General features: G+C 66.7%; 16 protein-coding genes. 7 read left to right on the top strand and 9 right to left on the bottom strand.

Annotated elements, in window-relative coordinates; genetic code table 11:
* Positions 1-167: 167 nt before the first annotated feature.
* Positions 168-1,394: an MxcI gene (locus tag LZC94_17580; protein WXB19036.1), complete on the bottom strand. Its 1,227-nt coding sequence runs from the start codon at positions 1,392-1,394 to the stop codon at positions 168-170.
* Between the two features lie 94 nt (positions 1,395-1,488).
* On the opposite strand from LZC94_17580, the gene LZC94_17575 reads away from it, so the two are divergent.
* Positions 1,489-2,499, top strand: coding sequence for an SDR family NAD(P)-dependent oxidoreductase (locus LZC94_17575; GenBank protein ID WXB19035.1), 1,011 nt, complete (start codon positions 1,489-1,491; stop codon positions 2,497-2,499).
* A 258-nt stretch (positions 2,500-2,757) separates the two neighbouring features.
* Positions 2,758-4,416, top strand: a complete 1,659-nt coding sequence (locus tag LZC94_17570; GenBank protein ID WXB19034.1) for a chitobiase/beta-hexosaminidase C-terminal domain-containing protein — start codon at positions 2,758-2,760, stop codon at positions 4,414-4,416.
* Between the two features lie 42 nt (positions 4,417-4,458).
* Here LZC94_17570 and LZC94_17565 read toward each other — a convergent pair whose 3' ends face one another.
* Both LZC94_17565 and LZC94_17560 read right to left on the bottom strand, forming a co-directional pair.
* Positions 4,459-5,889 (bottom strand): MFS transporter, encoded by a 1,431-nt coding sequence (locus LZC94_17565; GenBank protein WXB19033.1) that lies wholly within the window; start codon positions 5,887-5,889, stop codon positions 4,459-4,461.
* A complete protein-coding gene (locus LZC94_17560) occupies positions 5,882-6,571 on the bottom strand; it encodes an SDR family oxidoreductase (protein WXB19032.1) in 690 nt (229 codons plus the stop codon). Before LZC94_17560 ends, LZC94_17565 begins: the two co-directional genes overlap by 8 nt.
* Positions 6,572-6,741: 170 nt before the next feature.
* Between LZC94_17560 and LZC94_17555 the strand changes: the two genes are divergently transcribed.
* Positions 6,742-7,401 (top strand): TetR/AcrR family transcriptional regulator, encoded by a 660-nt coding sequence (locus LZC94_17555; protein ID WXB19031.1) that lies wholly within the window; start codon positions 6,742-6,744, stop codon positions 7,399-7,401.
* A 252-nt stretch (positions 7,402-7,653) separates the two neighbouring features.
* Here LZC94_17555 and LZC94_17550 read toward each other — a convergent pair whose 3' ends face one another.
* Together LZC94_17550 and LZC94_17545 are read right to left on the bottom strand one after the other, a co-directional pair.
* On the bottom strand, positions 7,654-7,917 hold the full coding sequence (locus LZC94_17550; GenBank protein WXB19030.1) for a hypothetical protein: 264 nt from the start codon (positions 7,915-7,917) through the stop codon (positions 7,654-7,656).
* A 151-nt stretch (positions 7,918-8,068) separates the two neighbouring features.
* On the bottom strand, positions 8,069-9,661 hold the full coding sequence (locus LZC94_17545) for an amino acid permease (GenBank protein ID WXB19029.1): 1,593 nt from the start codon (positions 9,659-9,661) through the stop codon (positions 8,069-8,071).
* A gap of 151 nt (positions 9,662-9,812) precedes the next feature.
* Here LZC94_17545 and LZC94_17540 point away from each other — a divergent pair, with 151 nt between their 5' ends.
* Together LZC94_17540 and LZC94_17535 are read left to right on the top strand one after the other, a co-directional pair.
* Positions 9,813-13,517, top strand: a complete 3,705-nt coding sequence (locus tag LZC94_17540; GenBank protein ID WXB19028.1) for a protein kinase — start codon at positions 9,813-9,815, stop codon at positions 13,515-13,517.
* Between the two features lie 7 nt (positions 13,518-13,524).
* Positions 13,525-14,046, top strand: a complete 522-nt coding sequence (locus LZC94_17535) for an FHA domain-containing protein (GenBank protein ID WXB19027.1) — start codon at positions 13,525-13,527, stop codon at positions 14,044-14,046.
* A 51-nt stretch (positions 14,047-14,097) separates the two neighbouring features.
* On the opposite strand, the gene LZC94_17530 is transcribed toward LZC94_17535, so the two are convergent.
* Both LZC94_17530 and LZC94_17525 read right to left on the bottom strand, forming a co-directional pair.
* Positions 14,098-15,312 (bottom strand): GNAT family N-acetyltransferase, encoded by a 1,215-nt coding sequence (locus LZC94_17530; GenBank protein ID WXB19026.1) that lies wholly within the window; start codon positions 15,310-15,312, stop codon positions 14,098-14,100.
* A 9-nt stretch (positions 15,313-15,321) separates the two neighbouring features.
* Entirely contained in the window at positions 15,322-15,810 is a 489-nt protein-coding gene (locus tag LZC94_17525; protein ID WXB19025.1) for a GNAT family N-acetyltransferase, read from the bottom strand.
* A 444-nt stretch (positions 15,811-16,254) separates the two neighbouring features.
* Between LZC94_17525 and LZC94_17520 the strand changes: the two genes are divergently transcribed.
* Both LZC94_17520 and LZC94_17515 read left to right on the top strand, forming a co-directional pair.
* Entirely contained in the window at positions 16,255-18,633 is a 2,379-nt protein-coding gene (locus LZC94_17520) for a ribonucleoside-diphosphate reductase subunit alpha (GenBank protein WXB20205.1), read from the top strand.
* Positions 18,630-19,670 carry a ribonucleotide-diphosphate reductase subunit beta gene (locus LZC94_17515; protein WXB19024.1) on the top strand — a complete coding sequence of 347 codons (1,041 nt, stop codon included), beginning with the start codon at positions 18,630-18,632 and terminating at the stop codon, positions 19,668-19,670. The genes LZC94_17520 and LZC94_17515 overlap by 4 nt, the downstream gene beginning before the upstream one ends.
* A gap of 60 nt (positions 19,671-19,730) precedes the next feature.
* Here the strand turns inward: LZC94_17515 and LZC94_17510 are convergent, their stop codons facing one another.
* Both LZC94_17510 and LZC94_17505 read right to left on the bottom strand, forming a co-directional pair.
* Positions 19,731-20,561 carry a hypothetical protein gene (locus LZC94_17510; protein WXB19023.1) on the bottom strand — a complete coding sequence of 277 codons (831 nt, stop codon included), beginning with the start codon at positions 20,559-20,561 and terminating at the stop codon, positions 19,731-19,733.
* Between the two features lie 155 nt (positions 20,562-20,716).
* Complete coding sequence (locus LZC94_17505) at positions 20,717-22,333, bottom strand: serine/threonine protein kinase (GenBank protein WXB19022.1); 1,617 nt, start codon at positions 22,331-22,333, stop codon at positions 20,717-20,719.
* Positions 22,334-22,337: the final 4 nt, after the last annotated feature.

The following is a 22,337-nucleotide window of genomic DNA, read 5'->3' as shown; positions in this document are numbered from 1 at the left end:
TGGCCATCGGACATCCGAGCCAGAAAGGAAACACCGAATTGCCACCGGTGTCACTCCCCATCTCAGGCAACGAAATCATCCACGCTGGATAGCTACCGCGACAACAAAAACCTCACCTCACCGTACCTCGAACACGGCTCGTGCAGGAGGAGCTCTCCCGACCGCGCTCACCGCACCTTGAACATTTCGTAGATCCACCCCTCGGTCGCGAAGCGCTTCTTCGCGGTGCCGTCCGCCACGATTTCGTAGACCTTCGTGGAGCCGTAGTTGGCGCCGGGGAGAAGCACGAAGGTGCGGCCGTCGATGGGGATGGTGAAGAACTGACCCGAAAATCCATCGAGCCCCTCCAGCGGCTTGGCCGTTCGCGTTTTGACGTCGAGGACCCAGACATGCCAGTTGGCGCTCTGGTTGACCGCGATCCGCTCGTCGTCGGTGGCGTTGGGCTCGATGGTGACCTTGGTGTGATCGAAGACGGCCAAGAGGCCTTTGTCGCCCCCGAAGTATTGAAAGGCGGCCGCTTCCAGGCCGCCCGTGAGCCCGGCGAAGCGGATGGTGAAGTCCTGGTCGATGGTCTCTTGGCCGGCCTTGATGCGGACCATGCAGTTGCGCGGGGCCTTGGGGTCGAAGAGCCACTCGGTGGCGCTGCCGGAGCCGTTGCTGAAGTAGACATTCCCCTCTTCGTCTTTGGCCGCCCGGTGCAGGTGTGGGCAGGGCGCGTCGAGCAGCGCGCGCTGCTTGTCCGTGTCGGTGTCGTAGACGGCGATTTGCGAGTAGGGCGCAAAGTGGATGAAGTTGCTCGAGGCCCAGTAGAACGGCTGAAAGGCGCGGTTGCGGTGGACGGCTTGTTCGTAGCCTTGCGCGACGTTGAAGCCATCGCGCTGGAGCTGGATGCTGGCGTCGCCGCTCACCGTGCCCTGGATGGTCAGGGTGCTGGGGTTCCACACGATGCGGTCCACGACATTGCGGGCCATGTAGGCTTTTTGCGGGCCGGTGGTGATGTTCTGGAAGAACCCGGCCGTGGCCGTGAGCCCCTGACCGGAGAAGTCGATCTGGCCCTCGTTCGTCCAGTGGGCGGCGTTGGTCACATCGAAGCGCATGATCGCAGGGCGCTCGCCATTGGCCACGAACAGCTTGCCGTCGATGGCAGAAGCGCTACCCAGGCCGGGCACTTCGCGGGCCTGGGTGCGATCGAGACCGGCGATGTCCAGCGAGTCGACCACGTTCACATAGGTCGTGGAGGCCGAGGCTCCCGGGGCCAACGCTTGCGTTACGAACGCGTACGCGTGCTCGAATCGGGGGCCCCCCTCGGTCTTTCCATCGCTGCTGCTGGAGCAGGCCGCACAAAAAGCCGCGGCAACCAAGGTCCAAGAAGTGAAGTTGAATTTGCAATTCATTTTCCTCACCATTTCTCAGAGCTCAGGCAAGGTGTCAAGGCGACGGACAAAAGCTGACAACCGGCTGTCCGAAGGCGCTCGTACGCTGGGGGCTATGAGCGCACACGACGCAAAGACTCCTCTTCTTGGAAAGGTCGCCTTGGTGGCCGGTGCAACCCGCGGCGCGGGCCGAGCCATCGCCGTAAGCCTGGGAGAAGCAGGCGCCACGGTTTACTGCACGGGACGAAGCGCCCGCGGAAGGCCCGCGAGCGGTACGCGCCCGGAGACGATCGACGAGACCGCGGAGTTGGTCGATGCGCGGTCGGGCGCGCGCGGACGCGGAATCGCCGTGCGGGTGGATCACACGGTGGAATCCGAAGTGCAGGCGCTCTGCGCGCGCATCCAGGAGGAGCAAGGTGGGCTGGATATCTTGGTCAACGACATCTGGGGCGGCGAGAAGCTGACCGAGTTTGGGCTGCCGTTCTGGAAGCTCGACTCGGACAAGGGCCGTCGGATGCTCGAACAAGGGATCGTGACGCACATCTTGACCAGCCGGCATGCGGTACCCCTCATGCTGGCGGGGCTCGAGGCGGCCAAGCACGCGACGGCATCGCCGAAACGCGAGCGGGGGCTCATCATCGAGGTGACCGACGGCAACCACTTCGGATACCGCGGCAACCTCTTTTACGATCTGGTGAAGATGTCCGTCCTTCGTCTCGCGTTCGCCATGGCGCGCGAGCTGCGACGGCATCCGGTGACGGCGCTGGCGGTGACCCCCGGCTTTCTACGCTCCGAGGAGATGCTCGAGCACTTTGGGGTGACGGAGGCCAACTGGCGCGATGGGGTCAAGGTGGAGAAGCACTTCATCGCGTCGGAGACGCCTTACTACGTGGGACGCGCCATCGCCGCGCTGGCGGCCGATCCCAAGGTGCACCAGTGGAACGGGCGGGTCGTCAGCTCATGGGACCTCGGCGACGCGTACGGCCTGGTGGACGTGGACGGGCGAAAGCCGCACTGGGGCAATTACTTCAAAGAGGCGTTTGGTCGTCCATGTCCCGTCGCCGATGATGCGGCTTACGCATCGTGGAACGCCGCGATCGTGCCGGACGAGTGGCCCGAGGAGTAACGAATCTTCGCAACCTTCGCGGCCGTGTGGCCGACGTACCCGCCCCGCGCTCGAAACCTTGCGGGGCATGTCGATTTTCGTGATGAAAGCGCGCGTTGCGGCCGACTAGCGGTGGTAGGGATCCGCGCGGCTTATTGCAGCTCTTATCGCGTATCGCACCGGAGGTACGACATGGCTTGGCTTAACTTCACTCGGCACAAGGCTGCGCCAACGACGGAATGGCGGGCACCTGCGCGCTTCGCACCATTCACGCGAGGCGTGAGGTTCGCTTCGCGCGCCATCGCGGTCACCGTCACCAGCACCGTCCTCGTCACCAGCGCCATGGCAAGCATCGCGGGATGTGGCGGCGACTCCGGCCCTCGGACGGGCGATCCTTCCGGGCAGCCCGGTGACGATCCCGCCGGAACGGTCGCGCCGGTTCGGTTCGACCCGCCGATCGAAGAGCAGACGAACGATGTCGCGGTGCGCCTCGCGAGCACCACGGCGGGGGCGACCCTTTGCTACACGGTCGATGGAGTGACCCCCGGGTGCGAGGACGACGCGCGGTGCGCCAAGGGCTCGATCGCCTACGACGGGGCGCCCATTTCCATCGTGGAGACGGGCACCGCCCTTCGGGCGTTGGCGTGCAAAAAGGGGATGCCCGCGTCGGAGGAGACGCGCATCGCCTATACGCTCACGGGCGCGACCCCCACCTTTGGCCCCACGCCGGAGAGCTTCGATCCGGACAGGCCCGTGCCCGTGACGATCGCCACCACCACCCGCCAGGGCGTGATTCACTACACGCTCGACGGCACCTACCCGGACTGCGGAAGCCCGCTGACGTTCCCCGAGAAGGGCACGATTCCAACCTTCACCGCCGATACGACCATTCATGCGCTCACGTGCAAGAAGAAGTACACGGCCAGCGAGATCGTCGCGGTCACCTATGTGGGCCGCGAGTGCACCGGGGACTTCGCCGTGGCGACCCGTGCGCAGCTGCAGGCGTTGTCGCGCTGCCGAACCATCACCGGCTCGCTCTCCATCTTCGGGACCGACGCCGTCGATCTGGCGCCGCTCCAGCGTTTGGAGCGGGTGGGCGGCGGCCTGTCCATCGCGAACAACAACACGTTGACCTCCCTGCACGGGTTGGAGGCGCTCACGGCCATCGGCGGCGAAATGTCGGTGCGCGACAACCCCCAGCTCGCGCGGCTCGACGCCCTCGGCAAGCTTCAGAGGGTGGAAGGCATGGTCCACCTGGCGGACAACGCGCTCACGGAGTGGGTGGGTCCGAGCGCCCTGGCGTACGTGGGGGGCCTCACCCTTCAAAACGAATCGAAGCTGCGGCGGGTCGCGGGGTTCCCGGCGCTCGTGGAGATCGGCGGCGATCTGCAGGTGTTGTTCGATGGTGCGCTGGTGCTCTGGGAGGACATGCCCGCCCTGACCACGATCCGCGGCAAGGCGAGCTTCCAGTACAACGGCGCCCTCCAAGGGGTGCCCGGCTTCGGGAATGTGCGCCGCCTCGGGGGGCTGCAGATCGAGGCGAACAACGAGCTCGTGCACGTGGGGTTCGGGCAAGTGACCGCGGTTCAAGGCAGCGTGACCCTGGCGGAGAACCCCAAGCTGGTGCGGGTCGAGATGAAGAACGTGGCCGCCATCAAGGGCGCCCTCCACGTCGAAAACACCGGCCTCGCCGATCTAACGGGGCTGGGCGGCCTTCGGACGATCGACGGCTCGCTCACCGTCACCAAGAACAAGCGGCTCGAGAAGGTCGACACGCTCGGGGAGCTCCGGGAGCTCGGCGGCAATTTCACCGTCGCCGAGAACGAGGCGCTGCCCGAGTGCGAACCGAAGCGTATCGCCAGGAAGCTCCAGGAGGAGCATCGCTACTCGGGCCTCGTCCTCATCTACGGCAACCTCGATACCGGCACCTGCAACTGACGGCGCCTGCAACGGACGGCACCTGCAACGGGCGGCTGCGCGCTACGCCATTTCGCCGAGCGCCTCGGTGCGCAAGGCGGGCCGCCGCAAGGTCACCCACGACAGGATGGCGGCAAAGACCACGATGCAAGCCAGCACCTGAAACGTCGTTTGAAACGCCTGCGCATAGGTCTGGCTCGGCCCGAGCCCCGCCGCGCTCTTGCGCGCCAGTTGCGTCGAGAGGAGCGCCGAGGTGATGGCGATGGCCACCCCTTCCCCGGCGACCCGCATGGTCGAAAAAATCCCGGTCGCCATCCCTGCCCGCTCGCGCGGCACGACGGAGACGGCCAGGTCGTCCATGAGGCCCCAGGGCGCGCCGGTCCCCAGGCCGATGACCAGCATGGGCGCGGCAAACGACCCCGCGCTGGCGCCCGGCGCGATGGTGGCGAGCCAGAAGAGACCCGCCGCCGAGACGGCGAGGCCGATGCCCGACAAGGTCGCGGCCGAGATCCACCGGGTGAGAAACGACGCCAGGAGCGGCACCACCAGCATGGGCGCCGACAGCGGGATCATCATCATGCCCGCCGTAAACGCACCACGCCCCTCGATGCCCACGAACCGAATCGGCAGGAGCACGAGCGACACCACGAAGCCAAAGCCGGTGGCGAGCGGCAGGAGCTGCGCGCCGACGAAGCGCGGGTAGCGAAAGAGGCTCAGATCCAGCATGGGCCGCCGCTGCAGCCGCTCGGCGAGCACGAAGGCCCCGAGGAGCAGCACCGAGCCGCCGAGGAGGCCCAAAACCCAGGGGCTCGACCAACCATGCTCCGGCACTTGAACCACGCCCATGGTGAGCGACAGCAGGGCCAGCGTAAAGGTGACGGTGCCCCACCCATCGACCCCGGTGGCCTCCGGATCGGACGTCTCGCGCATGCGCGGCACGCCCAGCACCAGGACCAACACGCCGATGACGGTGCCCGTGAGAAAGAGGGAGCGCCAGCCGAACGTCTCGATCAAGAACCCCGCGCCGATGGGCCCGAACGCGAGCCCAACCCCGAACGAGGTGCCCAGCATACCGTAGGCGCGCGTTCGCGCCGGGCCCTCGAACTCCTGCGCCAAGGACGCGGAGCCGGCCGACATGGCCATGGCCGCCACGATGCCCAGCATCGCCCGCAGCGCGATGAGCCAGTACACGTCGGGCGCCCGGCCCATGACCAGCGAGAGCAACGCAAAGAGCGCGACGCCCAAGGTGAAGATGCGCTTTCGCCCAAAGCGATCCGCGAGCGCCCCCGCCGCCATGACGCAGCTGCCGAAGCCGAGCACGAACGCGTTGACGACCCACCCCAGGGTCATCGGCTCGGCGTGAAGGTCGCGCGCCATTTCGGCCATGGCCACCGACGGACCGGTGAAGCTCAGTGGCATCATCAGCCCCGCCAAACACACCGACGCGAGGACGGCCATGCGATCGGCCGCCCCGCGCCGGGTCGCATCAGGCATTGGTACCGCCGTCGACGACGAACTGGGTGCCGTTCACCGAGCGGCCCGCCTCGCTGGCCACGAACGCGACCAACGCCGCGATGTTCTCCGCGCTGCCGTAGCGCGGAATGGCCATCAGGCCGCGCTGGAAATCGGCCTTTTCGCCCCCGGCCGGGTTCATGTCGGTGTCGGTCGCGCCGGGGGAGATCAGGCTGACGCTGATGCCCTTGGCGCCGAGATCGCGCGCCATGCCCTTGGTAAGGCCGATGAGGGCCGATTTGCTCATGGCGTAGAGGGCCATGCCGGGCGAGTGGACGCGGTCGGCCACGTTGCTGCCGAGGGTAATGATGCGGCTCCCCTCGCCCATGTGGCGGGCTGCGGCTTGCGACGCGAAGAAGACGGCGCGCACGTTGACGGCCACCGTTTGATCGAAGTCGGCCAAGGTGGCCTCGGTGGTGTGGCCCGCGAGGAAGATGCCCGCGTTGTTCACCAGAATGTCGATCCGGCCGAGCGCGCTCACCGTCTGCTCGACCGCCGCGGCGATGGCCTTGGAATCGGCGTTGTCGGCCTGAACCACCAGCGCGCGGCGACCCTTGGCCCGGATGGCCTCCGCCACCTGGTTCGCCTGCGCTTCGCGGCCCACGTAGGTGAGCGCGACGTCCGCACCTTCGTCGGCCAACCGTTTGGCGATCGCGGCCCCCATGCCCCGGCTACCCCCTGTTACCAGCGCTACTTTCCCTTTCAAACTCGACATTTGCATTCCTTTCGCTCGAATCTGTGTCGATCGATACAGAATACATGGCAACCTTGCGCCGAGCCGTCAAGAGATTTATTTGTTGATCATTACAGAATCAGGACATGAGAAGAACAGCCATGGCGGAACGAGGTCGTCCACGAAGCTTCGATCGGCAGGCCGCGCTGGAGCGGGCGATGCGGGTCTTCTGGGAGAAAGGTTATGCAGGTGCCTCGATGGCCGACCTCACCGCGGCCATGGGCATCAACTCGCCCAGCCTCTACGCGGCCTTCGGCTGCAAGGAGGCGCTCTTCCGCGAGGCGATCGCGCTCTTCGCCGAGACGGAGGGGACGCCCATCTGGGGCGGGCTGGCCACGGCGCCCAGCGCGCGGGCGGGCGTCGAGACGGTGCTTCGAGCCACGGCCGAGTCCTTTAGCCGGCCCGATCGGCCGCGCGGCTGCCTCATTACCCTCGAGGTCCCTCGCGATGGGAACGACGGAAAAAATGCAAAAAATGGGAAAGATGGAGACGGCGACAGCCTGGAGCCCGAGCTCCGGCGCCTGCGCGCGCTCAGCATCGATCGCTTTCGCGAGTGCCTCGAGCAAGGCATCGAGCGGGGTGAGCTCGCTCGAAATATCGACACGGACGCCATCGCGAGCTTTTACGTCACCGTCCAACAAGGGATGGCGATCCGAGCCCGCGACGGCGCCTCGCGTGAAGTGCTATTGAGCATTGCCGAGTGCGCAATGCGGGCTTGGCAGGCAATGGCACCGCCGCCCGAAGACGCCGACTCGACTTGATTTCGACACGAATACGTAACGGGGAAATACGAATCCCAACGGGAAGCGTCGATCCCAACCGAAAACGCAAATTCGCGGCGGGAAAGCGCTAATCCAAACGGGAGAGCGTCAATCCTGACCGAAAACACCAATTTGCGGCGGGGAAAACGTGAGCCCCGACGGGAACGCTCCGTCGCGATGGTGGCGCCAATCCCAGCGGGAAAGCGCTAATCCCAATTCAGCAAAGCACGAGGACGATATCGTCTCCTCGAATCAGGGGCACGCGCGCAGGTTCGGGCTGGTGATGGCCGCGCCTGCGGAATTGCAGGTCGGATCCACGCTCGGGCCCGGCTCACCGGTGACCGCGACAGGCGGCCTTACGGCGAGCGGCCGGTAGTTCGGCGACGGTTGATACACACTCGAAGGGTCGGCGTTCGCACTCGCAGATGTCTGGGGTTGCGCCCTCCCTTCGCTCACACAACCCATCAAGCCGAGCCCGAGGGCTGCAATGAGGGATGCATTACGAATTGAAATCATGGGGAGCCTCCTAGCTCGATTCTCTGATTTCAATTTAGAGCGCAGCGCATCAATGGCCACTGCATGGCGGCGAATCAGGGCTATACAGAATTTGCATGGAACATATACGCTCCATGCAAATTCTTCGACGGAGCGCGCTCGAACCCCGCGCTTATTGCGCGTTTCGCGGGGTTCGGGCGCCGTACAGGAAGTAGAAGACCAGACCGACCGCTAGCCAGATCCAGAAGCGCTCCCACGTGTGCGTGGGAAGGCCCAACGCCAGCCACAGGCAAAATCCAATGCCCAGGGGCGCGGTGGCCCAAATGACGGGCGCGCGAAACTTGCGGACCGCATCGGGCCGGCGAACGCGCAGGACCATGACGCCGAGGCACACGAGCACGAACGCGAAGAGCGTACCGATGTTCGCGAGCTCCACGATCTCGTCGATGTTCATGAAGCCGGCCGGCAGAAGGACCAGGACGCCGGTGAGGAGCGTGGAATTGACGGGGGTGCGGGTCTTGGGGTTCACCACGCCAAACCACGGCGGCAGGAGCCGGTCGCGGCTCATGACCATGAAGATGCGGGGCTGGGCCACTTGGTAGACGAGGAGCGCGCTGGCGAGCGCGATGATAGCCGCCACGCTGACCACCCCGGCCACCCAACCGAGGCCCACGGCGGAGAAGGCGTGCGCGATGGGGTCGGCCACGCCCGAGTACTCGCCATAGCGAAGCATGCCGGCGATGACCGCACAGACCGCGATGTAGATCACCGTGCAGATGACGAGGCTCCCCAAGATGCCCCGCGGGAGATCCTTCTCGGGCTGCTTGCACTCCTCGGCCGTGGTGCTGACCGCGTCGAAGCCGATGAAGGCAAAGAAGATGATGGCGGCGCCCGCCTGAACGCCCCGCCAGCCGTTCGGCATGAAGGGGTGGAAGTTCTCGGGCTTCACATAGAACGCGCCCACCGCGACGACCCCGAGCAGCAAGACCACCTTGATGGCCACGAGGATGCTGTTGGCGCGCACCGACTCCCGCACGCCCACGATGCAGAGCGCGGTGATGATGATGGTGATGACCATCGCCAGCACGTTCATGCCGAGGGGGACGCCAAAGATGACGGGCGCGCCGCTCAGCGCGTCCCAGTGCGCGAAGACCTTCGCGCCATCGATGGTGCCCGCGTGCGCTTGCTCGAACAAGGAGAGCTGCGCGGACAAGCCGAGGCCGGGGTGCGCGGTGACGTAGTCGCTCGCGGGCTGCAGCATCGTGCGCGAGTCGAGGGTGAGCCACCCGGGTAAGCGTAGGCCCATGCTCTCGAGGAGCGAGGCGGCGTAGCTTCCCCACGAGATGGCGATCGCCACGTTGGAGACGGCGTACTCGAGCAGAAGGTCCCAGCCGATGATCCAGGCCATCAGCTCGCCAAGCGTCGCGTACGCATACGTGTACGCGGAGCCCGATGCGGGGATCATGCTCGCCAGCTCGGCGTAACACAGACCCGTGAAGGCACAGGCTATCGCCGTGAGAATGAACGAGACGATCAGCGCGGGACCAGCGGCCGGTCGGGTGACGCCGAAGTTGATGTCGAAGCCGCCTGCGAGGCCGGTTCCTAGCGCGGACAAGATGCCCGCACCAATGATGGCTCCGACACCGAGGAGCATCAGGTCCCAAGCGGACAGGGCGCGGCGTAAGCCATGGCCTGTCTGCTCCGATTCCTCACAGTTGGCTCGGATCTGCTCGATGGATTTGGTGGCAAAAAATCGTTGCAGCACGCGGGTTGGGTTACGCTAGCACTGCAATGAGGAAAAAGGGGCTCTACCTTTCAGCCAAGCGCATAATGCTGACCTCGGAGCCCCCTTCAGGCGCGTAAGCTCGAAAAAGGACAGTGTCCTCGGAACATCCACCAGGCTTCCCCCCTTGCCGATGAGCGATCTGGCGACGCAACTTTTGGAGACGATCACCGCCAGCGCGGAAAGCGCCACCCGCGCCCGCGAGGCCTCGACCCCGGCTTTTCTCGAGCTCGGGGACGAGATCGAGGGGCGTTATCGCATCGAAGAGCTCCTGGGGACCGGGGGAACGGCCCGCGTGTGGCTCGCGCGCGACGCGGTCGAGGACCGCCATGTGGCGCTGAAGGAGATCGAGGTGATGCCGGCCTCGGTGCCGGACGAGGAAGAAGAGAGCGCGCTGATGTTCCGGCGCGAGTTCTTTGCGATGAAGCGCCTTCAGCACCCGTTCACGGTGAAGGTCTACGACTGCGGGCTTCTGCCTTCCGGCAACCGCTACATCACCATGGAGCGGGTGGAAGGGGTCGACTTGCGGGCCCGGGTGCGCGAGCGGCCGCTCGACTCCGCCGAGGCGTTCGATCTGCTCATGCGCATGGCGCAGATCCTGGCGTTCATCCACGCGCGGCTGTTCGTGCATTGCGATATCAAGGCCGACAACGTTCGGCTGCTGCCCGACGGGAGCATCAAGCTGATGGACTTCGGGCTGATGCACCAACTCGGCACGCCCACCATGGGCCGGCTCTGGGGAACGGCCGCGTACATCGCGCCGGAGTGGGTGGGCGGCGCGGCCATCGATGGGCGGGCCGATCTGTACTCGCTGGGGGTGCTGGGGTTCTTTGCCGTGACGGGGCAGCACCCGTTTCACGCGGCCACCGTGCAGGAGCTCTTGCGCGCGCACCGGATCATGCCGCCGCCCTTGCCTTCGTCGCTCGCGCCCGCGCCGCTGCACCCGGAGCTCACGCGCGTGCTCTTGCGGCTGCTCGCCAAAGATCCGGCCGATCGCTTTCAGACCGCCAATGACTTGGTGGCGGCGCTGGGCGCGGTGAGCGACATGATTCCGTCGGAGGAGCCGCTCGCCGCGCGCGCCAGCTACCTGCACGTGGCCACCGTGGTGGGCCGCAAGAACGAGGCGGCGCGGCTGGAGGAGGCGCTGGTTCGGGCCGAGCGCGGCGAGGCGCGCGCGCTGCTGATCGGGGCGCCGGCCGGCACGGGAAAGTCGCGGCTGCTCTCGGAGCTGGAGCTCTACGCCAAGCTGTCGGACGTGGCGTTCGCCTTCGGGCAATGCCACGCCGAGGGCCTCGCGCCGCTTGCCCCGCTCCGGCGCGCGCTGCGCTTGCTGCTGCCGGTCACACCGGCGGATTTGGTGGAGCGCATTCGCGAGCCGCTCGCGCTGCTCTTGCCGCCGGAGTATGCGAGCCCGGAGGTGCGGGGCTCCGCGCGGCCCGTGTTCGACACCGACGCGCGCGGCGCGCCGGCCGAACCCGCCCCGAGCCGGCGCCGCATCGTCCGCACGCCCGCGGAAGAGAAGTGGATCGTGTTCGAGGCGCTCTCGCTCTGGCTCACGGAGCTCGCCAAGCTGCGCCCGTTCGTCCTTTGCTTCGAGGATCTGCACTGGGCCGACGACGCCACGGTGGAGCACCTGAATGTCATCATCCGGGCGCTGCAAGGGACGCGCGGGCTCGTCTGCGGCACCTTCCGCGTAGGCGAGCTCACCCGCCTCTCACCGCTGTACCAAACGGTGTACGCGGGGGCGGCGGAGATTTTGGAGCTCTTGCCGCTCTCGCGCGAGCACCTGCGCGAGCTGGTGGCCCTCGCCCTCCCCGGCTTCGAGGCGCCGGAGGCTTTCGTGCTGAACCTGCACGCGGCCACCCACGGCAATGTCTTCTTCGCCACCGAGTGTTTGCGCGCGCTGGTCGAGCAGGGCGCGCTGCGGCGGGTGCACGGGAGCTGGTTCGCCCATGGTGATCTGGCCAAGGTGGCGTTGCCGGGCAGCATCGGCGAGGCCATCGGCCTGCGCCTGGCGACGCTCTCGCCCGAGCACCTCGACTTTCTCCAGCGCACGGCCCCGGCCGGCCGGGTGCTGGACATGACGTTGCTGCGCGCGGCCGCGGAGCCGGAGAGCGACGAGAAGCTCTTCTCCTCGCTGGACGAGGCGGTGGAGCGGCAGTTCTTGCAGTACTCGGCCGGGCAATACCACTTTACGCACGATACGGTGCACAAGACCATCTACGACGCGACCCCCGAGGCGAACCGGCGCCGCCACCACGGGCGCATCGCCGAGCACCTGGAGCGCTCCGCGGGGCGAACGCCCGAGGGGGCGCGCGCCATCGGCTACCACTTTGCGCGCTCGCACGAGCCGGCGCGGGCCATCGCGCCGCTGCTCTTTGCGTCGCAACATTTGCTCGCGCACAGCGGCATGCTGGCGGGGTATCGGATCTTGAAAGAGGCGGAGTCCCTCTTGGAGGCGCACCCCGATTACCCCAATCGGACCGAGCTCCAAGTGGCGGCGTGGGGGAAGCTCATCGAGGTCGGCTACAGCAGCGACACACCCGCCTCGTTCTTCTTTGCCGAGAAGCTCTTCTCCTATTGGAGCACGGCGGTCGACATGGATGCGGGTCGCGCCATCGTGCACCGGCGCAAGGGCGAGAAGAACCTGTATCGGGAGATCCCGGTGCGCGCCAACATGAGCGCGGAGGAGGCGTTTCTCAAGCGCGCCGAGTACCGCATTTTGCAAAGCATCGCGCTGGCCATCATGGGGCGCACGGCGGAGTTCCAGAAGGTGCTCGAGAAGGCCGACCTCGATGGCGACTCGGACTCGCCTTTCCGAGCGGCGGCCTACATTGCAAAAGGCGGACTGACGGCCCATACGGGGCACTTTGCGGGGATCGTGGACGAGCTCCAGGGCCACTTGGAGGTGCTGCGCGCGTTCCACGCGGAAAAAATCGGAGCACCCGCACGGCTTTCCTGGGCGCTGGCCATGGGGAGTTACTTCCTGAATATGAACTTGGCCCTGATGGGGAAAGAGATGGAGCCGCGCGCCACGGACGATGGAATGTCCATCGCGGCCGAACTCGGGTTCATCGAGCTCAGGATTTACCATGTCTTTTCCAAGCTGGTACGCGCCTCCTTCATCGGCGATCAGAGCTCGTTCGCGCCGCACTACAGCGAGATGAACGACTGGATGCGGCGCCTGGGCAGCCCCTCCCTCCCCGAGCGGAACCTGGCCATCTATACGCCGCCCTACTACCTGGAGCGGGGCGAGATCGATCTGGCCACGGCCATCGTGCAGCGGGGAATTCACATCAGCGAGAACGTGTTGCCCGGTGACGCATGGCTGAAGCTGTACGTGGCCGTCTACCGCGGTTGCCTGCTGGTGCTCCGGCGCGAGTACGACCTCGCCCACACGGCGCTGACCCACGCCATCCGCGAGGCGCACGCGCGCGATTTCCGGATGGAGACGTACGCGCTCGTCTACTTGTCACGCCTCGAGCGCCTGCGGGGGGATCTGGCCGCGGCGCGGGAGGCGGCGGAGCTCGCGCTGGCCCGGGCCACCGCCCCGCTCCATGCCAACCCCTTCGACGAGATCCTGGCGCGCCGTGCCATCGCGGATTTGGTGCACGGGAGCGCGGGCGATCGGGAGCTGGAGATCGCGCGCGAGGTGGCCGAGGGCTCGGGCAATGTTCTTCAGCACGGCATCACCTTGCTCACCTTGGCCGAGCGGCGCGCGGGCACCCACCCGGGCGGCGCGTGCGCCTTGCTTGCGCTAGCACAGAAGTATCTGACCGCCGCGGGGGCCCTTGGCTGGCTCCAGAAAGCCGAACGGCTCCGCGGTTCATGGAGCTAGAAACGACATGCAGATCGCTAGCAACCGCGCCCTCGATGTCAGCACCCTTCGAGTTCGCGCAGGTGCCTTGACGCGCGAGCAGTTCGTGCGCGACTACCCCGGATATTATTTGGTCGTCACCCCCAACCCCGAGTCGCTGAACATTGGATACCGCACGGTGGCCATGAGCGTGGCCAGCGCGCGCAAATCCGAGGGGGCGCCCCCCGCCACCTTCGACATCGTCCCCATCGCCAAGGCGCCGCACAACCCCTACCCCGATCGCGTCTCCATCGGCCGCGCCACCAACTGCGATATCGTCTTCCGCGACGCGTCCGTCTCCAAGCTGCACGCCCACTTCCACGATTTTCGCGCCGGCGCCCCGGGGCCTTTGCGGGTGGTCGACCTCGGCTCCAGCAACGGCACCCGGGTCAACCACGTGATCCTCGAGCCGCAACACCCCGTGGTGCTCGAGCCGGGGGACACGTTGCAGCTCGGAGGGGTCAAGGCGCGCGTCGCCGATGGCGACGCGCTGTACGAGTTCTTACGGTGAGCTCGGGGTGAGCTTCCGGTGAACGGCTGCTGATCCAATCGACGTGAGCCGTCAGAAGATCTCGGGGCACCAGGGGGCGCGGTCCGCGCTGAAGACGATGTCGGCGTTGCGCAAGGAGCCGGGGGTGTGCTCGACCACCCTGCCGCCCAAGGCCAGCTGCGTGAAGCGAAACGCACCCAGGTAGGCGGAGCCGAGGGCCGTGACATCGAGGGAGAGATCGGGGGCCTGGTCGGTTCGTTTGGCGATGCCGTCGGCGAGGAGGTAACGGCCCGCGTTCCAGGGACAGAAGGCGTCGGTGACCTCGAAGACCAGCGGCGGGCCGGCCTCGTAGTGGCGCTGGGAGAGCGCGGCGGGGACGTCGAGGAGGCGCACGAAGATGACGTCGTGAATCGAGAGACGCATCGCGCGGGGCTCGGTCAATAGGAAAAAGAGCGGGTGATCCATGGGCATCAGGGCCATGTGAGCGACCTGCACCAAGTCGAGATCCAAGAGGTAGCGCCAGAGCGCGCGGGTCGCGGGCACCGAGTCGGCGATGGCTTCGCGGATATCGACGGAGCCCGTCATCAGGTAGCGGTCGGTCCCCGTGGTGATCCGGTAAAGCGCATAGCCTGCGGGGCGGCCGCCCAGCTCCAGCAGCACGCGCGCGAGCGGTGAACGGCCGGCGCGCACCCAGTCGGGATCGTTGAGCCGGCGCGAGCGCCACCAGATCTCGGAGCGGGTCAGCATGCCCGGGGTGACCCTGCGCACGCGATCCCAGATGGGCGGAAAGAGCGACGCGCCCTCCTCCTCGGTGACGAAGCGCACCCGCGCATCCGGGAGCGAGGGATCGGCGAAGGACGCGCGGTGCGTGGAGAGCTCCATATCGCCCCCGAGGCTCGCCATTCCATAGCCGTAGCGGCCGTAGATCGCGGGCTCGGTGCAGAAGAGCGCCGAGAGCACCTGCCCCCGCCGGTGGCTCTCCTCGAAGATGCTGCGCATCAACTGCGTCAGGATCCCGCGCCGGCGGTGGGTGGGCAGCACGCCCACGCCCGTGAGCCCCGCCGTCTCCACCGACACGCCCCCGGGGACCGTCATGCCGAAGGTGAACGCGCCCGCGCCGCCCACGATGCTGCCTTGGTCGTAGGCGCCGAAGCGCAGGTCGAGCTCGGGCAGCGCGCGCAATCGCTCGATGATCTCCGGCGACAACGGGCGGCCGAAGGCGGTGTGGATGGGGCGGACGAAATCGCCCGAGTCGTCGGCGGTGAGCTGCCTGATTTCGATGGTCACGGCTCCTTCTTAGAGCGAAGCGCGCTCCAAGACCATCTCGACGACGTGCAAAGCTTGGGTGGTGCTGCGGAACCCAAACTTCGCGTAGAGGCCATGGGCGTCGCGGGTTCCCAGGCGCACCTTCCGCACGTGGCGCACCGCAGGGTGCTCGAGCATGGCGCGCATCAAGGCCTGCGCAAGACCTTTGCCGCGCCAGTCCGGCCGCACGATCACGTCGAAGATCCACGCGACCTTCACCGTGTCGCTCAGCACGCGCGCCATCGCCACCAGGGCGCCGGAAGGCTCGCGCGCGCCGACCCACACGGTGGACGCGAGGATCGCACGCCCCACGGCCTCCGGGGCGATGCCCTCGTTCCAATAGGTGCCCTCGAGGAGGGTCAAGGCCTCCGGGAGAGCCTCCTCGCCCAGCGGGACGATCGGCGGAAGCGGTTGGGAAACGGGTGGCGAGGTGTGGGAAATGGTGGGCTCGGTCGCGAGGTCCAGGGTTGCGTCAGGCATGCTTTCAAAGTTTACGCAAGGGACAATTGTTCAAAAGTACCAACGCCCAGAAAACCCTCGGACAACTGGGCCAAGATCCCCGGGATCTCCGTCCTCCGCGCTCGAATACCGCATCTAGGTTGACACGTGTACAGTGAGCCCCATATGTTGTACCTCCTGTTTGGCTCCCTGAACCTTCGAGCAGCGCAGGTGAATTCTGCTCAGGGAGTTGACGCCCCCACCTTGCCTCACCCTGTCTGTTTACGAGCGGACTAGCGGCACCACGTAGAGCTGGGGTTGGGGTGGGTTGCGTTTGTCACGTTCCGTTGCGTTTGGGACACAACAGCGAGCGAGCCTCCATTTCTTTTCGGGGCTCGGTCCATCGACGAGGAGACGTCCATGTTGAGCGAGTACGTCGCGCCCGCGCGGGCACGGTCGGCCGAAGAGGTGTATGCGCCGTCGGGCATGAGGGTCAAGAAGCGCAACGGGTCGACGGAGTTGGTCGACGTCAACAAGATCGTGCGCGCCGTGAGCCGGTGCTGCGTCGGTCTGGTGGACGTGGACGCGCTGCGGGTGGCCACCAAGACCATCAGCGGCTTGTACGATGGGGCGACCACGCGCGAGCTCGATCAGCTCTCGATTCAAACGGCGGCGGCGCTCATCGCGTCCGAGCCGCAATATGCGCGGCTGGCGGCCAGGCTGCTGGGGACGTACATCGACAAGGAAGTTCGCAATCAAGAGATTCATGCATTTTCGCAGTCGATCGCGGCCGCCCACAAGCTCGGGTTGATCGGGCAGCGCCTGTTCGATTTCGTCTCGTTGAACGCGCGAAAGCTGAACGACGCCATCGAGCCCGCGCGGGATCGGAACTTCGAGTACTTCGGGCTCCGCACGGTCTACGATCGCTATTTGCTGAAGCACCCGAGCACCCGCTTGGTGCTGGAGACGCCGCAGCAATTTTTCCTGCGCATCGCGTGCGCGCTCTCGGAGACGGCGGCGGAGGCCATCGAGCTCTATCAGCTCTTCTCGTCGTTGGAGTACTTGCCGAGCTCCCCCACCCTCTTCAACGCGGGCACGCGCCACGAGCAGCTCTCCAGCTGCTTCTTGCTCGACTCGCCGGGCGATCATCTGGAGGAGATCTACAAGCGCTACACGGACGTGGCGCTGCTCTCGAAGTTCTCGGGCGGCATCGGGCTCGCGTACCACCGGGTGCGCGCGCGCGGCTCGCTCATCGAGAGCACCAACGGGCACTCCAACGGCATCGTCCCCTGGCTGAAGACGCTGGATGCGTCGGTCGCCGCCGTGAACCAAGGCGGCAAGCGCAAGGGGGCGTGCTGCGTGTACCTCGAGCCCTGGCACGCCGACATCGAGGAGTTCTTGGAGCTGCGCGACAACACGGGCGACATCGCCAGCCGCACGCACAACTTGAACCTGGCGAACTGGATCCCGGATCTGTTCATGAAGCGGGTGGAGGCCGACGGAACCTGGAGCCTCTTCGACCCCAAGGCGGTGCCCGAGCTGCCGGATCTGTACGGCGAGGCGTTCGAGCGAAGGTACGTCGAGGCCGAGGAGGCGGGCTTGGCGAGCAAGACCATCAAGGCGCGCGAGCTCTACTCCCGCATGATGCGCACCTTGGCGCAGACCGGCAATGGCTGGATGACGTTCAAGGACAAGTCGAACTTGGCGTGCAACCAAACGGCGTTGCCGGGCAAGACCGTGCACCTCTCGAACCTGTGCACCGAGATCCTGGAGGTCACGTCGAACGACGAGAGCGCGGTGTGCAACCTCGGCTCCATCAACTTGGCGCGCCACACGATCGTCGATGCCGAGGGCGCGGTGTCGTTCGACTACGCGAAGCTCGCGCACACGGTTCGCACGGCGGTGCGGCAGCTCGATCGGGTCATCGATCTCAACTTCTACCCCATCGAGTCGACCCGGCGCTCCAACCTGCGCTGGCGGCCGGTGGGGCTGGGGCTGATGGGCCTGCAGGACGTCTTTTTCCAGATGCGTCTGCCGTTCGACGCCCCGGAGGCGCGGGCCATCTCCAAGCGCATCTCCGAGGAGGTCTACTACCACGCGCTGGCCACGTCGGCCGATCTGGCGCGCGAGCGGGGCCGTCACCCGAGCTTCGAGGAGACGCGGGCGGCGCGCGGGGAGCTGCAGTTCGATGCGTGGGGCATCGTGCCGGACGGGCCGCGCTGGGAGGCGCTGCGCGCGCGCGTTCGAGCCGAGGGGCTGCGCAACTCGCTCCTGGTGGCGATCGCGCCCACGGCGACCATCGCGTCCATCGCCGGGTGCTACGAGTGCATCGAGCCGCAGGTCTCGAATTTGTTCAAGCGCGAGACCTTGTCGGGCGACTTCATTCAGGTGAATCGCTACCTGGTGGCGACGTTGAAGGAGCTCGGGCTCTGGACGGAGTCGATGCGCTCGCGGCTGAAGATGGCGGAGGGCTCGGTGCAGGGCTTCGAGGAGCTGCCGGAGGCGCTTCGCGCGCTCTTCCGCACGGCGTGGGAGATCCCGATGCGGTCGCTCATCGACATGGCCGCCGATCGGGGGGCGTTCATCGATCAGAGCCAGTCGCTCAACTTGTTCAGCGCGTCGCCAAACATCGGCCAGCTCTCGAGCATGTACTTCTACGCGTGGAAGAAGGGGCTCAAGACGACGTACTACCTGCGCTCGCGGCCGGCCACGCGCATCGCCAAGGCCACCGTCGATCGCTCGGACGCGGCGGGCGCGCTGGGCGCCTCGGGCAGCGCGGCGGGGGAGCGCGCGGCGGCCGAGAGAGCTACGGCGGCGGTGGTTTGCTCGCTCGAGAACCCGGAGAGCTGCGAGGCGTGCCAATGAGCGGGCGGCACGTGCCGTCGTCGGTGGAGCGGCCGGCGCGCATCCTCGATCCGGGGCTTTGCCTCACCTTGCGGCCCATGGTGTACCCGAATTTTTTCGAGATGTACCGGGACGCCATCAAGAACACGTGGACGGTGGAGGAGGTCGACTTCTCCACGGACACGGGCGATCTGCAGAAGAAGATGAGCGACGCGGAGCGGCACCTGGTGCAGCGGCTCATCGCGTTCTTCGCCACGGGCGACTCCATCGTGGCGAACAACTTGGTGCTCAATTTGTACAAGCACATCAACGCGCCCGAGGCGCGCATGTACCTCTCGCGCCAGCTTTATGAAGAAGCGCTGCACGTGCAATTCTATCTCACGTTGCTCGATACGTACGTGCCCGATCCCGAGGAGCGACATCGGGCGTTCGCGGCGGTCGAGAACATCCCGAGCATCCGCAAGAAGGCGGAGTTTTGCATGCGCTGGCTCGATGGCGTGCAGGAGCTCCCGCAGCTGCGGACGCGCGGGGAGCGGCAGGCGTTTCTGCTCAACCTCATCGCCTTCGCCGCGTGCACCGAGGGGCTCTTCTTCTTCGGCGCCTTTGCCTATGTGTACTTCTTGCGGTCGCGCGGGCTCCTGCACGGGCTGGCCGCGGGGACCAACTGGGTCTTCCGCGACGAGAGCGCGCATATGGCGTTTGCGTTCGAGGTGGTCAAGACGGTGCGCGAGGAGGAGCCGGAGCTGTGGGACGACGCGCTGGTGCGCGAAGTCCACGCGATGCTCGACGAGGCCATCGACTGCGAGACGCAGTTCGCCGAGGATCTGCTGGAGGGCGGCATCGCCGGGCTCTCGGTGCAGGACGTGCGCCGTTACCTGGAGTTCTGCGCCGATCAGCGGCTGGCGACCTTGGGGCTCGCGCCGCGCTACCGGACGAAGAACCCCTTCTCGTTCATGGCGCTGCAGGACGTGCAGGAGGTGACGAACTTCTTCGAGCGGCGGGTGTCCGCGTACCAAGTCGGGATCACCGGCGAGGTCGCGCTCGACCTTGCATTTTAGGGCGCGAGGGCGCGCGCTGGGCGGGGCGCCGCGCGCGGAGGCGGCGCCCTCGATCCGAGATTAGAACGAGCCGCTCCAGGCGACGCCGCCGGAGCGGTGATCGAACCAAGGCGTGATGCCGGCGGTCTCCTTCTTCTCGACCTTCTCGGTGGTGTCGGGCTTGCGCAGGAAATACCAGAGCAAGCCGCCGCCGATGGCGGCGAGGCCCACGCCGCCCACGATGAAGCCGGCGTTCACCATCTGGGCGCCGCTCTTGGCGTCGGCGAGGGCCGGATCGCCGGGGGGCGCGGCGCAGTCTTTGGACGAGTAGCTGCACTGGCTCGGGATCTTGCCGAACCCCAGGGCGACGACCACGCCGCCGCCGATCAAGGCAGCGGCGCCCGCGCCCATGACGACGATGGGGCCGATGGCGGTGTTCGACTTGCCCTGCCCTTCGAGGTCCGAGGGCTCGACCGAGGCCTGTGCGCCGGGCGCCGCGGCGGGCGGGGCGCCCAGATCGGGGAACGTTCCCACCACGAGGCGTTCGCGCTCGCCTTGGTGCACGACGATCTTCTGCTCCACCTTTTTATCGCCGTGGAGAAACCTCACGGTGTGCTCCCCCGGATCGACGTCGATGCTCTTGCCGCGATCGAGGCGATCGGCCACCTGCAGATCGTCCACGAAGACGATGGTGTCGACCACGTCATTTCCCCGCGCGTCGCGCGCGACGAAGCTCACGCTCGGCACCGTGCGGGTCATCTCGTCGGCGAATCGCGCACAGTCGCCCTGGATGAGCGCCGGGCACGAGCTCTGCGCGCACTTGAAGAACACCTCGCGCGCCTGCGAGAGCTTGCCGCTGTCGCGCAGGGTCTGGCCGCGGCTGTGCGCCTCGAGGCATTGATCCTTCGTCATCGGTTCGCGCTGCTGCGCGGAGGCGGGAGCGCTCGAGAAGACGGCGGCGGCCAAGGCCGCAGAAGATACGCAAACGGATAGTCGCGTTACGGACGCGGCGAACGGAGCTGCCGCGCGGCGAGCCATCGAAGATCGAATCATGACGGTGGACCTGTCTAAATGCAGCCGGGTTTGTACAGCTTCTTGGTCCCTTCGTAATAGAAGGGAGGATCGCACGACGGTGCGCTGGAGGGTGCGGGAGGTGCCGCGCTGGGCTGCGCGGACGCCGACGATCGCGGCGCAGCCTTGGTCGGCTGGCCGGGGCGCGCGGGCGGCCGGAATGGGAAGCGCGCGGAGCTGGAGGCAACGGGCGGCGTGGGGGCCACGACGGGCACGGCCGGGTTCGGGCTTGGGCTCGCATTACTTGCGGCCGGTGCGGCCGGTGCGGCCGGTGCGCCAGATGCAACGGGTGCGGCAGCGGACGCCGGCGGTGTCGCCCCTGCCGGAGGAGTCGCCTGCGTTGCAGCCGGCTCGGGCGGCGCGGCGGGGGTCGGGTGCTCGGTGGAGCGGAACCCCGGCACCTCGGGCTGAATGGCCACGGTGAAGCGCGGGCGCACGACGGCGAGGCCCGCGACGACCAGGGCAAGCGCGGCGAGCCCCACGAACCATGGCCAACGAGCGCGCGACTCGGAGGGAGCGACCTCGGTCTTGGCCGTGCCGCTGGGCGTCTGCCGGATGCGCAGCCGGGGACGGCTGCCGCCGATGCTCTCACCGGGGGCGAGGCGCGGGGTGATGGCCGAGATGTTCGGCACGCTGGTCGCGCGGATCGCACCGAGGTACGTCTCCAAGGTCTCGCGTCGCTCGTTGCGTTCGCTCGCGAACATATCGGCCACACGTGCGGAGACGTCACGCACGGATACGGCTTCTTTGGCCTCGCGAAGGTAGGCTTCGATATCGCCCAGGAACTCGACGGCGCTGGCGTAGCGATCCTCGGGCGCGACGGCGCGGGCCTTGTCGCAGATGCGCACCAGCTCGGGGTGCGCGCCGGGCACTTCCTTGCCGAGCGAGGGGATGGTCCCTTGCGATAGGAGCGACAGGACCTCGGCGTCGGATTTCTGGTGCCACATGGGCGAGCCCGCGACCGCTTCCCAGATCATCACGCCGATGGCGAAGAAGTCGGTGCGCACGGTGATATCGCCCGTGAGCTGCTCCGGCGCCATGTACCAGGGCTTTCCCTTGAACACGCCGACCCGCGTCTTGACCCGCGAGTTCTTGGCTTTGGCGATGCCGAAGTCGAGGAGCTTGACCTGCCCGTCATAGGTGACGAACACGTTCTCCGGGTTCACGTCGCGGTGAACCAGCCCCATGGGGCTTCCATCGAAGTCGGTCAGCGCATGCGCATATTCCAGCGCACGGAGCACTTCACAGAGCACCCTCAAGTACATCTCGAGCGGGAAGCCCAAGTGCCGCGCCGAGAGCACCCGCGCCAGGGACTGGCCGCTCAGGTACTCCATGGCGATGAAATGACGGTCTCCCTCGCTTCCGACCTCGTACGTATGAACGATATTCGGATGATGCAGCCGGGAAGCGACCCGCGCTTCCTCGTAAAACATCGCCAAAAAGTCCGGGTCGCGCGCGAATTCGGGCTTCAGCTCCTTCAGCACCACCAGCTTGCTGAAGCTGCCGGGCCCTTGGGCCATAGCGATGTAGACATTCCCCATCCCCCCTTGCTCGAGATCGGCGATTAGTTGGTACTTACCGATCACGTGCTCGGAGGCCGTGCTTTCTGACATCGCA

This window comes from Sorangiineae bacterium MSr11954 (assembly GCA_037157815.1).
GTDB lineage: Bacteria > Myxococcota_A > Polyangia > Polyangiales > Polyangiaceae > Pendulispora > Pendulispora albinea.
Note: the sequence above shows the minus strand (reverse complement) of the source record. Positions and strands in the feature narration are given on the sequence as shown.

Coding starts and splice junctions, on each gene's coding strand:
- LZC94_17580 (WXB19036.1), bottom strand. CDS start 1,394: ATGAATTGCAAATTCAACTTCACTTCTTGGACCTTGGTTGCCGCGGCT.
- LZC94_17575 (WXB19035.1), top strand. CDS start 1,489: ATGAGCGCACACGACGCAAAGACTCCTCTTCTTGGAAAGGTCGCCTTG.
- LZC94_17565 (WXB19033.1), bottom strand. CDS start 5,889: ATGCCTGATGCGACCCGGCGCGGGGCGGCCGATCGCATGGCCGTCCTC.
- LZC94_17560 (WXB19032.1), bottom strand. CDS start 6,571: ATGGGGGCCGCGATCGCCAAACGGTTGGCCGACGAAGGTGCGGACGTC.
- LZC94_17555 (WXB19031.1), top strand. CDS start 6,742: ATGGCGGAACGAGGTCGTCCACGAAGCTTCGATCGGCAGGCCGCGCTG.
- LZC94_17550 (WXB19030.1), bottom strand. CDS start 7,917: ATGATTTCAATTCGTAATGCATCCCTCATTGCAGCCCTCGGGCTCGGC.
- LZC94_17540 (WXB19028.1), top strand. CDS start 9,813: ATGAGCGATCTGGCGACGCAACTTTTGGAGACGATCACCGCCAGCGCG.
- LZC94_17535 (WXB19027.1), top strand. CDS start 13,525: ATGCAGATCGCTAGCAACCGCGCCCTCGATGTCAGCACCCTTCGAGTT.
- LZC94_17525 (WXB19025.1), bottom strand. CDS start 15,810: ATGCCTGACGCAACCCTGGACCTCGCGACCGAGCCCACCATTTCCCAC.
- LZC94_17520 (WXB20205.1), top strand. CDS start 16,255: ATGAGGGTCAAGAAGCGCAACGGGTCGACGGAGTTGGTCGACGTCAAC.
- LZC94_17515 (WXB19024.1), top strand. CDS start 18,630: ATGAGCGGGCGGCACGTGCCGTCGTCGGTGGAGCGGCCGGCGCGCATC.
- LZC94_17510 (WXB19023.1), bottom strand. CDS start 20,561: ATGACGAAGGATCAATGCCTCGAGGCGCACAGCCGCGGCCAGACCCTG.
- LZC94_17505 (WXB19022.1), bottom strand. CDS start 22,333: ATGTCAGAAAGCACGGCCTCCGAGCACGTGATCGGTAAGTACCAACTA.